The organism is Gemmobacter sp. 24YEA27, assembly GCF_030052995.1.
In the GTDB taxonomy this organism is placed as follows: Bacteria; Pseudomonadota; Alphaproteobacteria; order Rhodobacterales; family Rhodobacteraceae; genus Pseudogemmobacter.
Genome location: NZ_JASJPW010000001.1, coordinates 1053472 through 1067619, shown reverse-complemented (window position 1 = coordinate 1067619; position 14148 = coordinate 1053472). Strand labels below are relative to the sequence as shown.

11 protein-coding genes are annotated in these 14148 nt (G+C 66.0%); 7 read left to right on the top strand and 4 right to left on the bottom strand.

Annotated features, from left to right (window positions below):
- The first annotated feature begins 31 nt into the window (after positions 1-31).
- Positions 32-1126 (top strand): A/G-specific adenine glycosylase, encoded by a 1095-nt coding sequence (locus tag QNO18_RS05260; RefSeq protein ID WP_283176839.1) that lies wholly within the window; start codon positions 32-34, stop codon positions 1124-1126.
- 382 nt (positions 1127-1508) lie between these two features.
- Positions 1509-2663: an alkane 1-monooxygenase gene (locus tag QNO18_RS05255; protein WP_283176838.1), complete on the top strand. Its 1155-nt coding sequence runs from the start codon at positions 1509-1511 to the stop codon at positions 2661-2663.
- Positions 2664-2678: 15 nt separating this feature from the next.
- On the opposite strand, the gene QNO18_RS05250 is transcribed toward QNO18_RS05255, so the two are convergent.
- A complete protein-coding gene (locus tag QNO18_RS05250; RefSeq protein WP_283176837.1) occupies positions 2679-4808 on the bottom strand; it encodes a caspase family protein in 2130 nt (709 codons plus the stop codon).
- Between the two features lie 27 nt (positions 4809-4835).
- Positions 4836-5474, bottom strand: a complete 639-nt coding sequence (locus QNO18_RS05245; RefSeq protein WP_283176836.1) for a hypothetical protein — start codon at positions 5472-5474, stop codon at positions 4836-4838.
- 165 nt (positions 5475-5639) lie between these two features.
- On the opposite strand from QNO18_RS05245, the gene QNO18_RS05240 reads away from it, so the two are divergent.
- The 5 genes from QNO18_RS05240 to QNO18_RS05220 all read left to right on the top strand — a co-directional run bounded on the left by QNO18_RS05240 (position 5640) and on the right by QNO18_RS05220 (position 12481).
- Positions 5640-7058, top strand: a complete 1419-nt coding sequence (locus tag QNO18_RS05240) for a trypsin-like peptidase domain-containing protein (RefSeq protein ID WP_283176835.1) — start codon at positions 5640-5642, stop codon at positions 7056-7058.
- A 7-nt stretch (positions 7059-7065) separates the two neighbouring features.
- On the top strand, positions 7066-7776 hold the full coding sequence (locus QNO18_RS05235; RefSeq protein WP_283176834.1) for a response regulator transcription factor: 711 nt from the start codon (positions 7066-7068) through the stop codon (positions 7774-7776).
- Complete coding sequence (locus QNO18_RS05230; protein WP_283176833.1) at positions 7766-9205, top strand: ATP-binding protein; 1440 nt, start codon at positions 7766-7768, stop codon at positions 9203-9205. The genes QNO18_RS05235 and QNO18_RS05230 overlap by 11 nt, the downstream gene beginning before the upstream one ends.
- A gap of 123 nt (positions 9206-9328) precedes the next feature.
- Positions 9329-11344 carry a caspase family protein gene (locus QNO18_RS05225; RefSeq protein ID WP_283176832.1) on the top strand — a complete coding sequence of 672 codons (2016 nt, stop codon included), beginning with the start codon at positions 9329-9331 and terminating at the stop codon, positions 11342-11344.
- A gap of 45 nt (positions 11345-11389) precedes the next feature.
- Positions 11390-12481, top strand: coding sequence for a serine protease (locus QNO18_RS05220; protein WP_283176831.1), 1092 nt, complete (start codon positions 11390-11392; stop codon positions 12479-12481).
- Positions 12482-12581: 100 nt separating this feature from the next.
- Here QNO18_RS05220 and QNO18_RS05215 read toward each other — a convergent pair whose 3' ends face one another.
- Positions 12582-13298 carry a hypothetical protein gene (locus tag QNO18_RS05215; protein WP_283176830.1) on the bottom strand — a complete coding sequence of 239 codons (717 nt, stop codon included), beginning with the start codon at positions 13296-13298 and terminating at the stop codon, positions 12582-12584.
- Positions 13299-13393: 95 nt separating this feature from the next.
- The gene (locus QNO18_RS05210) at positions 13394-14131 is read right to left on the bottom strand and encodes a hypothetical protein (RefSeq protein WP_283176829.1); all 738 of its coding nucleotides are present in this window, start codon (positions 14129-14131) and stop codon (positions 13394-13396) included.
- Positions 14132-14148 lie beyond the last annotated feature (17 nt).

Sequence of the window (14148 nt, the reverse complement as noted above, 5' to 3'; positions counted from 1 at the left end):
AAGCGCTGTAAGAAATCAGCAGCCGGCCCGGATGCCTGGCGGGGAGACGGCCGATATAAGTGTGGCGCTGCTGGCCTGGTATGACCGCCATGCGCGCGAGATGCCCTGGCGGGTCGGCCCCGCCGCGCGGGCGGCGGGCCTGCGCCCTGATCCCTACCGGGTCTGGCTGTCAGAGGTGATGTTGCAGCAGACGACGGTGGCGGCGGTGCGGGGCTACTTCCTGCGCTTCACCGCGCGCTGGCCGGATGTCGCGGCGCTGGCGGCAGCGCCGGATGAGGCGGTGATGGCGGAATGGGCGGGGCTCGGCTATTATGCGCGGGCGCGCAACCTGCTGAAATGCGCCCGTGCCGTCGCGGCGCGGGGCGGCTTTCCCGAAAGCCGTGACGGTCTGCTGACGCTGCCCGGGATCGGACCCTATACGGCGGCGGCAGTGGCGGCGATTGCTTTCGACGAGCCCGCCGTGGTCGTGGATGGCAATGTCGAGCGGGTAATGTCGCGGCTGTTCCAAGTGGAAACCCCGCTGCCCGCGGCGAAATCAGAGCTGACGGAACTGGCAGCGAGGCTGACCCCGGCCATTCGGCCAGGAGATTATGCCCAGGCAGTGATGGACCTTGGCGCGACCATCTGCACCCCGAGATCCCCGGCCTGCGGGATCTGCCCTCTGATGCTGCCCTGCGCGGCCCGGGCCGCCGGAAATCAGGCCGACCTGCCCCGCAAGCTCGCGAAGCCGGAAAAGCCCGTGCGGGAAGGTGTGGTCTGGCTCTTGCGCAGCCCGCACGGATGGTTGCTGGAACGGCGCCCTGAAACAGGCCTCCTGGGCGGTATGATCGGCCTTCCCGGCGATGGCTGGGACCAGCGCCTCGCTAAAGGCGCGCGCAACGCTCTTCCGGCCGAAGGCCGGGCGCGCCGGACAAAGTCCGGCGCGCCCGGTCCCGGGGGGGGCAGGGGGGCTCTGCCCCCCCTGCCCCCCCGGGACACCCTGCCCGACCACAGCGCCAGCCGATGCCGACTGGCAGAAGGCTGGCGAAATCCGCCATACCTTCACCCATTTTCATCTCATCCTGCGCATCATGATCGCCCATTCCGATATCAATCCCCGCAGAGGCGAGTTCTTTGCCGCCCATGACTTCAACCCCGACAGCCTGCCGACCGTCTTTCGGAAGGCTTTCGACCTCGGCGCCGCCAGCCTGGCCGGGAAGGACTGATGGCAAAGACAGACCAGACATGAACAGCCTGCTGGCGCCGTGACAGCGGTCACGACCGCCCCGGGTTCACGAGCCGGCGCAAAATGCATCCTCTCCCGCAAGGTCGGGTATGGAAAAACTATGCTCGCAGCATATGGCCTTCACGTCGCGCCGGGCACCGGCCCGATCTCTGCCATCTCTCCTCCGGCTGCCATAAAATCCCCGCCCTCTGCGTGAGAGCTCCGCACAGCCTCAGCCGTACATTTCGTCGCGTTGATCCGCGCCCGCTCCGGCGTTACCATCCGCCGCGACCGGAGGACGATCATGGCGCAGCTCTCACCCGACACCCTGGCCAGCCCCGCGCAAGCCCTGCCCTTCTGGCTTTCCCTCGGCACCCTGCCTATCGCGGTCGCCGGCCTGACCTGGGGCGGGCTCTGGGTTCTGGCACTCCCCGCCTATTGCTGGATCCTGTTCCCCGCCCTCGATGCCGCTCTGGGCCTGAACAAAGACAATGCGGATCCCGACACCCCCGATGACCAGCTCAGGGTCTATACGCTGCTGACGCTGATCTGGGTGCCGATCCAGCTTGCCACCCTTGCCGTCACCCTCTGGTATCTGCCGCAAAGCGCCATGACCGGCTGGGAGAAAGCCGGCATGGTCTTTGGCATGGGCGTCATGGCCGGCACCATCGGGCTGAATTATGCGCATGAGCTCCTCCACCAGAAACCGAAGATCGAGCGCCTGGCCGCAGATCTCCTCCTCGCCTCGGTGCTGCATTCGCATTTCCGCTCTGAACATATGCGCGTACATCACCTCTATGTCGGCACGCCGCGCGACACGGTCACCGCCCGCTATAACGAGGGCTTCCACCGCTTTTTCCCCCGGGTTCTGATCGGCCAGCGCCGCTCGGCCTTTGCCTCGGAAACGGCAATGCTGGCGCGCAGGAACCTGCCCTGGTGGCACCGGACGAACCCGTTCTGGCGCTATTGGGCGTTTCAGGCCGCCTTCCTCGCGCTCGCAGTTGCGCTTGGCGGCCCGGAAGGCCTTCTGATCTTCGCGGCCCAGGCCCTGATCGCGCAATGGCAGCTGGAGCTGGTGAATTATGTTGAACATTACGGCCTCACCCGCCGTCATCTGGGCGAGGGGCGCTATGAACATGCCCTGCCGCGCCATTCCTGGAATGCAGCACACAGGGCCACGAACTGGCTCCTGATCAACCTCCAGCGCCATTCGGATCACCATTATAAACCCGACCGGCGCTTCCCGCTCTTGCAGAATTACGAGAAAGACGAGGCGCCGCAGCTGCCCTTCGGCTATCCGGTGATGACCAGTCTCGCGATGATCCCGCCCTTGTGGAAACGCGCGATGAACCCCCGGGTGCGCGCCTGGCGCAAACAGTTCTACCCCGATATCAGTGACTGGAAACCCTATAACAAGGCGAAGAATCCGATGCCGAAAGGCGCGCCGCCCCGGGCCTGATCACAAAGCCCCGGATCACTCCGCCCCGGATTGATCCGCTCTGGTGCGCAGCTCGACCTGAAGGATCGCCGGCGCCGGGCCGGACGTCGCGCTGTCATCGCTCAGTGCAATCGCACCCCGCGTGCCCTGGCCAAACCCCGCCTCATAGAGCGAGCCGGCAAAGCCACCGCCGGGGCCCGTGCTGCGCACGGCGTCCTGGGCAAGCCAGCTCAGATCCTCGACCTTGCTATGGGGCGCCGCGGGGGTCATCACCACGATCATCCGCTCTTGCCCCATGCTCTCGCCTCCGATCGCAAAAAGCCCCTTTCTGATCTCTTCGCCCGGATGCAGCCGCCCGGCATAAAAGTGCGTGATCGAGTAATCGGCGCCGATATAAAGCACATTCACATCGACCGGCTGGTCCATATTGTTCCTGGCCAGAACATGCACCTCATCATTGGTCACCAGTTCCGGCACTGGCACCAGGGGCAACCCGCGCAGAGTCGGGTGATCGGCATTGCGGGTCAGAAGCTCGACCTGAACATCAAGTGCCCCCGGCCCGTTCGCTGGCCCAAGCGCCGCGCCAAGCTTCATCAGGTTCACCGCTTTGGCAATCGCGGTCAGTTTTTCCTGCAGATTGCCGGCAAGGTCCCCCGGCGCCACGCCAGCGGTTTCCACCTTCGGCGCCTGGATGCCGCTTTCCGCAAGCCCGGTGCCGGGCAGGATCCAGAGCGTGTCCGGCGTCGCGCTGTCCGGGAGCACCGCCAGCGCCAGATCAGCCTCGGATCCCGCCTTCACAAAGGTCAGGCGCGGGCCCGCGATCTCGCGCAGATCCTCCATCGCGGCTGCGAGGGCCAGCGCCGGGGCCGAGTCCCCGGGCGGCAGCGCCACGGTCAGCGAAAAATCCAGCCCCGCCTCTTTGCGCCGCAGCCAGACCCCTTCGGGCAGCTCGCCCGCGAAGGTCCCGGTCGTCGCGCTGAACGTATCGGCCGAGGTCACCCGGACCAGCCCGAGCGCCTTGTCGCTGCCATCGGCAGCGGATGCCATAACGGCCAGCTCGGTCCCGACGGCGAGCCCGTGCAGCGTGCCGGCATTCAGGGTGAAACCGGCATCCGTCGCCACCGCCGGCCATTGCGAGACCCGCGCCCGCGCCTCGCCGCCAAAGACCACACGGTCCAGATCGCCCTCGAACAAGGGCGTCGATTTCGCGGTTCCGCGCAAAGCATATTTGCGCAGGACCTCCTGCGCGACCTGGCCGTAAGTGGCACCAGGATATTCCGCGAGCGTCTCGAACAGGGTGAAGGTGAAAACGCCCTGTGATTTGCGGTCGGGGGCGCCGCGCGGCAGCCGCATCTCAGGTGTCATTTCGGTGCTTTGCGCGGCGTAAAAGGCCACCAGACCGCCGGGCTCCACGCCTTCAGCCGCCACGGTTGCCTCCTTCAGCAGGAAGGAAACCCCGCCCCCGGTTCCATTGCCCGCAGCCCCGCTGCCGATACCTCGGTTCGCAACCTCTGCCATAGCTGACGCCCGGTCGACCGCCGCGTCGATCATCTCATCCGTGATCCCCAGCGCGGCGGGATCAAGCTGGCGCATCACCACATCGTCTTCGGTCTCGATGGCGCGGGTGGCGGTGCCGGAATGACAGCTGTCGAGCACGATCCACACATCGGCGCCCTTCGCGCGCAACCCGTCGAGCAGCTGGCCGATCTCATCATCGACCAGCGCATTTTCGACCGTGCCGACCGTGTTGTTCCAGCTGCCGATATCGACCGGCAGGAACAGCTCGTCGAGGCCATCGGGTTCAGATTCGGGATCCAGCGCCGGGGCGCGGGTGCCATGACCCGAAAGGTGGAGATAGATGAAATCGCCCGGCCGCGCCTTTGCGGTCAGATCGGCAAAAGCCGCGCGGATATTGCCCAAAGTCGCCGGCTCGGCACCCTCCTTATCGGTCAGCACCGTGACGTTTTCCGCCTGAAACGGCACCGGCGCCTCGGTCAGCAGGTAATTCGCCACCAGGTCCATATCGTTTTTCGGCCCCTTCAGGGACCAGCGCTTTTCGATATTCTGATAATCGCTCGCTCCGATCAGCAACGCGTAATTCTCGCGCGCCAGCGCCGGGAAGGCCAGTAGCCCAAGCGCCGTGGTCAGAAGAAACCTGCGGATCATGTCCTGCCCTTTCTGGCGTATATTCAGTCAGTTGGTCATAAGCGCGAACCCGGCATCCCGCGCGCTTGAATTCACAATGACCAGGGTAAAGCTGCCATCCGCCGCCGGAGTCCAGCCACAATAGGCGACATGGGTGGGATCCGTGTCGGAACAGACTTCACGGCCTTCGGAATCGAGAATGGTGATGTTGAGATCGAGGCCCGGCTCGGCCTCGGCATAGACTTCGGCATACTCACCGCCCCGGAACGAGAGATCCGGCAACCGGGTCTCCGCGCCTCCCTCCAGCGCGCCGATCCGGTAGACCGGGCCATGAATGACGCCCTTCCAGCTTTGTGCGGTGATATCCTCGGCCAGTTCCCTGAGCGGATCGCCATCACTGGTCAGCGCGACCGCGCTTGCGATCATCGCCTCCCATCCAAGCGGGGCGAAGGCGGGCGCAGCCCCCTGGGGGTCCGGTTCCAGCGGTTGCATATCGACCGACTTGCGCAATTGTGCGGCAGCGAGGATCAGGAGCGGATCCTGCTCCGCCAGCCCCCGGGCGTAAAGCTCGGCCGACAGCGCCGCCTGACGCAGCGGGCCCGGCCCTTCGGCTTTTGCTGCAGGGGCCAGCAGGGCGATCATGACAGAACTGGCCAGCCGGGCGGCGATACGGGCGGAAAGGGTCATGGGATCTGCTCGGGTCACGGGGCTGTTTCGGATTGCGGCAGGATGGGGCGATGGATGCGGGCTGTAAACGCACAATCTCAATGTGACGGGCTTTGTCATGTGACCCCGGGCGGCCCGGCGGTCTAACCTGCCGACAGCGTTGAGAAAGAGCCGGAGACTGTAAGAATGCACCTCGATAAAAGGGTCCGGAACAGGGCCTGGCCCCGCTTTGCGGCCCCGCTGCTTGCCGCCATCCTCGCTGTTCAGACGCTGCAAATGGTTGGGGTTTCCACTGCCGCGCGGGCCGAGACCATTGCGCCCGTCTCTGCGCCTCTCCGGGCCGCAACCGATCTGGCGATGGATCAGGTTCTGGTGGTGCGCAGCGCGGATCGCGAGGATGCCTTTCTCGGCTCGGCCTTTATCTGGGCAGGCGTCGCGGATATCGCCGTGACCAATGCCCATGTGGTAGGCGCGGCGGAAGAGGTGCGCGTCACCGACCGGCAGGGCAATGTGGTGATCGCCACCGTGATCGGCCGCGACAGCACCCGCGATGTCGCCATCCTGCAGCTGGAGCCAGGGCTTGCCGGCCCGGATGGTGCCGCGCTGACCGGCATCGAGGTCTCGGACGCTCCCCCCCTGCCGGGGCTTGAGGTCTATGCTCTTGGCGCGCCGCTTGGCGCGGAATTCACCCTGACGCGGGGCATGGTCTCGGCCATGGCACGCCAGATCGATCTCGCGGTGCCGCTGATGTTCCTCCAGCATGATGCGGCGGTGAATCCAGGATCATCGGGCGGGCCTCTGGTCGACGCAGCAGGGCGCCTTATGGGCATGAACAGCCGCATCGCCGATGGCAGCCGCATGTTTGTCGGTATCGCCTATGCGATTTCAGGCAGCGATCTGAGCCGCATCGTCGACGGTCTGATCGATGAGAGCCTGCTGCCCTTCCCGAAGCTCGGCCTGAATGCGCGGCCCGTGGATCGCAAGCTCGCCGATACGCTGGGAGTAGCTGCCGAAGGGCTGCTGGTTGATGCGGTAAACCCTGGCGGGCTGGCTGCGGGTGCGGGCATCCTTGCCGGCGACATCATCCTGTCAGTCAATGACACAAAGGTGCAAAATCCCGGCGATTTCGCCTTCCTGCTTGATGCCGTGCTGGGAGCGGGCTCTGCCGGCATAACCCTGTCCCGCGCGAGCGAGGATCTGACCCTGGTCCTGGATTTCAGCGCCGCCGCGCCCGAGCCCGGCCTGATCGGCCTCACATTGCGCGGCCCCGAAGGCGCGCCCCCCGTCCCCGAGCGTATCCGCAGCTATCGTCTCGCGGCGCTTGGCGTGGTGCAGGGCGAAGACGGCCGGGTCTCGGATCTGACAATCAACTCCCCCGCCGCACTCGCAGGCCTCGCCAAAGGCGACCGTATCCGCGCCGTGAATGGCGCCGCGATGGACGGGCCCGGGCTGGAAGTGCTGGAAATCACCGCCGCCACGCTCTTGCTGGTCGAGGCGCCGGACGGGGTCACGCGGCATCTCTGGCTTGACCCCTGGGGCACGGCGACCGGCCCGCGTGCCATCGGCGGCGCGAATGTGCTTGACCCGGCGGTTGTGGTGTTCTGAATCTGCAATGGCCATGACCGACCGCATCCTGATCATCGAGGACGACCCCGACATCGCCGCCGCCGTGGCCAATGAGGTGCGCGCGCTTGGCTGCGAGCCCAGCCATCACGACACCCTGGCCGGCGGCCTCACCGAATCCGCCAGCGGCGATTACCGGGTGATCGTGCTCGACCGGATGCTGCCCGGCGGCGACGGGGTTGACGCCATAGCGCAGATCCGCGCCGGAGGGTCGCGCGCGATGATCCTGGTGCTTTCGGCGCTTGGCCGCGCGGCGGAGCGGGTCGAGGGGCTCGAAAAGGGCGCCGATGACTATCTGCCGAAACCCTATGAGCCCGAGGAGCTCCGCGCCCGGCTGCGCGCCCTGCTCAGGCGCGGCACGATCCAGGTCGCGGATAATGACCTTATGGCCTTTGGCGATCTGGAAATCCGGCTGAAGGCGCGCACCGTGCATGTGCGGCGCAGCCATGTGCCGGTCTCGCCGCGCGAATTCGCGCTGCTCACCTTTTTCGCGCAGAATGCCGGCCATGTCGTCACCCGGATGCAGCTGCTGGAGACCGTCTGGAACCTGCATTTCGACCCAGGCACCAATGTCGTCGACGTGCATGTCGGGCGGCTGCGGCGCAAACTGGAAGAGGCCGGCGCCCATGTGATCCGCTCGGTCCGGGGCGAAGGCTATCTGTTTGCACAACCCATGGCCGGAGAGCCCGGTGGCGGCTGATCCGGAGCCGCGCCTTGTGTCCGCGCGCCCCGTGCTCCGGGCCCGCGCCACGCTGCGACTGGCAGGCCTGATGGCAGCGGCGGTCGCGGTGCTGTCGCTGGGCGCGATGGCGCTGCAATACCGGCTGGTGGCGACGAGGCTGACCGAGGCGCAAAAAGATCTGCTCTCCGCCGATCTCAGTGGTCTTGGCGCGCTTTACGACCAGCGCCGCATCATCGCGCTGCGCCAGGCTATTGACTATCGTGCGGCCTCTGGCGGGCAGGAACTCCTGCTGCTGACCGACCGCCATGGCCGGATCCTCGCCGGAACCGAAGACCGCTGGCCCGCCGATGTGGCACCGCAAGGTGCGGGTTTTGACCTTTCCACCCCGCAGGAGATCACCCGGGGCACAGACCGCTGGATGGTGGTGGCGCGTGAATTGCCTGGCGGCTTCGGCCTTCTGGCCGGACGCCCGCTGGCGCCGGTCGATGCAACGCTGGCGGCGCTGAGGCAAGGGATGATCGGGCTGGCCCTCGCGCTGCTGGCGGCGGCGGCGCTGGTGGGCTGGATCGCGGCGCGCCAGGTGATGGGGCGGATCGGGCGGCTGAACCGGCTCGCGGATCAGGTCGCAGCCGGGGATCTCGAAGCCCGCCTGCCCGGCCCGCGCAAACCGGATGAGTTCGGCCTTCTGGAAACCCATATGCATCATATGCTGGACCGGATCGAAAGCCTGAACCGCGCCACGCACCGGCTCTCGGACACCATCGCGCATGAGATGCGGACACCCTTGAACCGGATGGCGACGAGGCTCTCGGCCATCAAGGACCAGGAAAATACCGTCAGCCAGTTGCGCGAAGAAATGCGCGGCGCGATCCGGATCTTCGATGCGCTTCTCGATATCTCGCGCGCCGAGGCGGATCAGGGCTCCGGCGGTGGACTGCTGCCGGTTGATCTCTCCTCCCTCGCGGAAGGGGTCTGGGAGCTTTACGAAGCGGCCGCCGAAGAAAAGGGCCTGATCCCGGTGGCGGATATCGCCCCTGGCCTGATGGTGCTGGGAGATCGCACGCTGATCTCCCAGATGCTGGCCAATCTGCTTGATAACGCGATCAAATACTGTGCCCCCGGCGACCGGCTGGGCCTGACCCTCTCCCCGGGCCCGCTGCATCTGCTCGAGATTGCCGATAGCGGCCCTGGCCTGCCCAGGGGCATGGGCGACGAGATTTTCGAGCGTTTCACCCGCGCCGACCGTGACCGGGGCATCAGGGGCCATGGCCTCGGCCTCGCGCTTGTGCGCGCGATTGCCATGCGCCACGGCGCAAAACTCTCGCTTCCGGCAACCGACCAGGGCCTGACGCTTCGCCTGGAATGGCAGCCCCTCCCCCTGGCTGAGGCCGGATGCCTCCGGAGGGAGTATTTGGATCAAGAGGAAATGCCTCTTCCTCTTGACTGAAATACTCCACGGGGGTCCGGGGGTGTGAACCCCCCGGCTCGCGCCACAGACCAGAGGTGACAAATACTGTCATCACGCGCAGGCCCCTTGCCCGGTCCGCGAAGTCCAGGCATGTTTTCGCGCATGAAACCGCAGCTCACATATGCCCTGACCGCCAGCCTCCTGTTCTGGGGCACGACGATTCATGCCGGCACCCGGGCCGTCCTGATCGGGGTTGGCGATTATGAGTATCTGGATGCCGATCTGAAAGGGCCGCCCAATGACGTGCGGCTGATGGCCGAAGTGCTGGCCGGCCGCGGGATCGCGCCTGAGGCCATGACCATCCTGACCACCGATCCGGCCAGTCTTCCCGAGGGCGCCACCATCGCCGCACCAACCCGCGCGGGGATATTCGCCGCGCTTGACCAGGCGGCGGCCGATGCCGCGCCAGGCGATACGCTGGTCTTCTATTTCTCTGGCCACGGCTCCCAGGCGCCCGATCTGAACGGCGATGAGGGGGGCGGCTATGACGAGATCTTCCTGCCGATGGATGCAAAGAACTGGCGAGGCGAGATCGGCATGGTGGAGAATGCTATCGTTGATGATGAGCTGAACCTCTGGGCCCAGGGCCTGCTGTCGCGCGATGTAAAGCTGGTCGGCATTATCGACGCCTGTCATTCGGCCACCGGCTTTCGCGCCATTGATCCCGATCCGGCGGCAGGCGTTGCCCGTTCGCTGAACCCCGGGGCGCTTGGGATTCCCGATGACCTGCCGCCGGTCCCGTTCACCGGCGCGGCAGAGCTGTCCGGAGATTTCGTCTTTCTCTATTCCTCGCAATCTGATGAGCGATCATTTGAATATCCGCTGGGCGATACCGGGATCTGGCATGGCGAATTCACTTTGCGCCTCGCTCAGGTTCTGGCCAGCGCAGAGGATGCGACCTGGCAGCAGGTGCTTGCTGCCACCTCGGATGCGATGATCCAGGGCGTGGCGCGGCAACTCCCCGATGCCGAGGGCACGCTTTTGCAGGAACGGGTCTTTGGCGAAGGTGCCGGCGCCGCGCGGTACCGGATCAATGGATCCGTGCTGCAGGCGGGCCTTTTGCAGGGCTTTGCCGAGGGGGGGGAGATCGTGCTTTTCGCCTCCGGCGCCGGGGGCGAGAGCATCGGATCCGTGACGCTCGGCAAGGTCGGCGCGCGCGAGGCGAAGATCAGCGGCCCGCTGCCGCAGGTCGCGAAAGGCGCGACGATCTGGGCCGCGCCCGGCAGGCTTCCCGATCCTGTGCCGCTGACGCTGGCGGGCCTGGTGCGCGCCGATCCCGACGACGGGCTGGATTATGGTACCTGGGAAGCGGCGGTCGCCGCCGCGCCAAAACCGAAGCCGGGTGCGGCGCCGGATCTGGTGCCGGTCCTGACCGGTGGGCTTCTCGCGCTTGCCGGCCCCGATGCGGTGCTTGACGCGGGCGGCCCCGGGACATCACCGCGCGTCCTGGTCCTGGAGGGCGAAACCGAGGCGGATGCCCTGGAGCGCGTGCTTTCTACCATGGCCCATGCGACGCGGTTGCGCGACGTCCTGGCCCAGGCCGCAGGGCGCGGTTTTACGAAAACCGAGGTGATATCCGTCGCAATCGAGCGCCGCCCCGGCACCGAAATCACCGACCCGGTGCAAGGCGCCTCCTGCAGCGGCAAGGCGGGGGCAGGTGCGGCGCATGACCCGGCGCAGGGGGTGAATGGCTGCGACCAGCTCTGGCTTACGCTGACCAACCGTTCGGGCAAGGCGCAGGATGTCACGGTGCTCTATCTCTCCTCAGATATGGAGGTGCTGCCGATCTGGCCTTCGCAGAATATCGTGAACCGCATCGCCCCGGGCGAGGCCGCGCGGGTCGGGTTACAGATCGACCCCGTCAGCCATGCCGGGGTCGAAGAGATCTGGATCCTGGCCGTCCCGATGAACGAGAGCCATGCGCTGCGCACCGATCTGACCTCGCTCGCCAGCGCGACGCTGCGCGGTACGGCTGAGGGTGGAAGCGACACCGCGCTTTGGCTGGAAAGCCAGATCTCACCGCAAGACGAGACCTCGATGCGCGGCTTTTCCACCAAACCCGCCGATCTGACGATGATCCGCCAGATAGTGCGGCTGAACCCGACCAATTCCGAATAGATGGCCATCACGGCCCCAGCCCAATTCCGCAGAAGGATCAAAGAGATGACCTCGCGCTTCATGCCAGCCACTGTTCTCAGGCCGCTTTCCGCCCTGGTGCTCTTGTGCAGTGTCACCGGCATTGCCCTGGCAGAAAGCCCCACCCACCCCGGTTTCAGCGCAAAAACCAGCGCCGCCGAAAGCTCGCCCTACAGCTTTGCCGCCTCGGGCGCCAAGGCCGAACGCGGCGAGAAAGCTGCGAAAGCCGAACCATCGGGGGCGAAAGTGGTCGGCGGCCAGCCCGCAGCCGATGGCGCCTGGCCCTGGCAGGTTGCTTTCCTGATCAGCGGTCAGCCGATCAGCACCGACAGCCAGTTCTGCGGTGGGTCCATGGTGATGGATCGCTGGGTGCTGACCGCCGCCCATTGCGTCCATATGGCGGATGACGCCGGCAATGGGGCCGATCTGAAGCCCGGCGATTTCGACATTCTTGTCGGCACCAACCTGCTGGATGGCAGCGGCGACCGGGTGCCGGTCGAGGCGGTTTTCACCTATCCGTCCTATTCGGTGAATGATTTCGACTATGATATCGCGCTGGTCAAACTCGCGCGCAAACCGCAGGTCCCGTATAAGACGGTCGAGGTGCCGGATGCCACTTACGGCGATCTTCTGCGCGAGCCGGGGATCACCACGGTTGTCACCGGATGGGGGCTTCAGGCGGGCGCAGTGCCTTCGTCACAGCTGATGCAGGCGCAGATCCAGATGCTGGACCGCGAATTGTGCAACCAGGTCCTGCTGGAAGGTCGCGCCGAAGAGGCCGTCGAGGGCTTTGCCTTTGCCGTCAATCTGATGGATGTGCCAGAGGACAAAGCCTATGCGCTCTGGGATGAGATCATGGCTGCGGCGCCGATGCCGATGAGCGAGAATATGATCTGTTCGGGCACTTTCGAGGGCGGCAAAAGCTCGTGCAATGGTGACAGCGGCGGGCCGCTGGTGGTGCCGCTGGACAATGGAAAATACATCCAGGCCGGAATCGTCAGCTGGGGTCTGAGCGATGCCTCTGGCCATGGCTGCCCGGAAATGGCGCAGTTTTCGGCCTATACCGATGTGTCGCATTTTGTGCCCTGGCTGAATGAGGTCATCACCGCCAATCCCTGACCGGATCCGTCCGGCGCCCGAAGGCATCCTCGCAGCACCAGGAAAAACCCGGAGCCGGCATGGCGTCCGGGGGATTCTGGTTTCGGTGCAGCCGCGCGGCTCAGTTGGTCACAAGGTCATAGGCCGCAGCGGCGGCGCCCTTGTTTTCGACCGCGACAAAGAAGAACCCGTCCCAGGAGGGCACGAAATCGCAATAGAGCCTGTCTTCCTGGCCGCCTTCATAGCAGATGACATTGCCAGTCTCATCGGTGACCATGATGTCGAGATCGGATGTCCCGTTGCCAAGTACAGCGAGTTCGGCATAGGCGCCGCCAGTGAAGGGGATTTCCCAGTTATCGGTCCGCCCCGCCGCCAGGCTGGCGCGTTGCGAAAAGGCGCCCCCGATCCGGCCCCTGGCCGTGGCGGTTTGCGCCTCAAGGATCACATCGGTCAGAAACTCATCCTGCGCGGCGAGGGTCAGCGCGAGGTCGAACATCGCACCCGCATCTGCGGGGGCGGATGCCGCATCCGGGCCGGCCTCGCCCTCACCGCTGGTGCTGCGTTTGAACTCCTTGCCGGGCGAGACCTCTGCCGAAGCGGCGAGGCGGGCGGCGGCGAGCACGGTCAGCGCATCGCCATGGGAACGGCCAAGCCCGAAAAGCTCCTGCGCCAGCGCCAGCGTCGCCACTGCGCCCGCCGCGCCACTTGCCCCTGTGGTGATATTCGGCCCTTTCGCCTCTTCGGCGGCCAGCGGGCCGACGGCCTGACCGGCGAAAAGCGCCGCAACAAACAGCCCCGCAGCAAGGCGACGGGGTGCGGAACAGGCAGGGAAAGACATGGCGGCTCCTCGTCAGGGGTCGTTCAGGCAGTGTCGCAGCCAGGCAAGGGTTTGGGAAGTCACGCAGCGGTAACAAATGCGCTCATCCGCGCCCGTCAGTTGGCGACAAGCAGATAGGCCCCGGCCCGCGCTGCGGAGTCGCCCGCAGCATTGGCGATCACCACCTCGTAAAAGCCATTCTCGGCCGGGGTGAAACTACAGACATTGGCGGCAACGGGCCGTATCGGGCAAAGAACGCCGCCCGCGCCATCTTCGACCGCCCAGAGCAATGTGCCCCCCGCGCCCGTATCGTTCACGCCCGCATCGTTTGTGCCCGCATCGCTTTGGGGTGCATCGCTTTCTGTCCCGGTGGCGAAGACCGCGATCTCGGCGGGGCTTTGTCCGGCAAAGGGCAGCGACCAGCGATCCTCGCGCCCGGGCTTCAGCTCTGCCGCCATCTGGCTGACCCCACCACGCAGCACCGGCGGCGGCAGTTCATAAAGCAGATCGCTGAGCGCCTCATCTTCTTCGGCCATCAACAGCGCGCCCGACCAGGCCGCGCCAGAGGTCAGCAGATCAGGCGTCGCCCGCAGGCCCGCCGCCCCTTGGCCATGCAGCACCGGCCCGGCATAATTGCCACTTTGCCGCTCCCAATGGCTCGCCTCGCGCTGGCGGATCGTCGCCGCAAGGCGCGCTGCGACCGCCATGCCCAAAGCATCGCCCTGCCCCTCGGCCTGGTCATAAAGCCTGAGCGCGAGCGCCAGCGTGGCCACCGGACCCGGAGCCTTCGCCTCGCCTTCAGCAAGCGCGGGGGAGGAACAGAAAAGGATCAGGGACAGAGACGCGCGGAACATGGGACACAGCAGGCAAA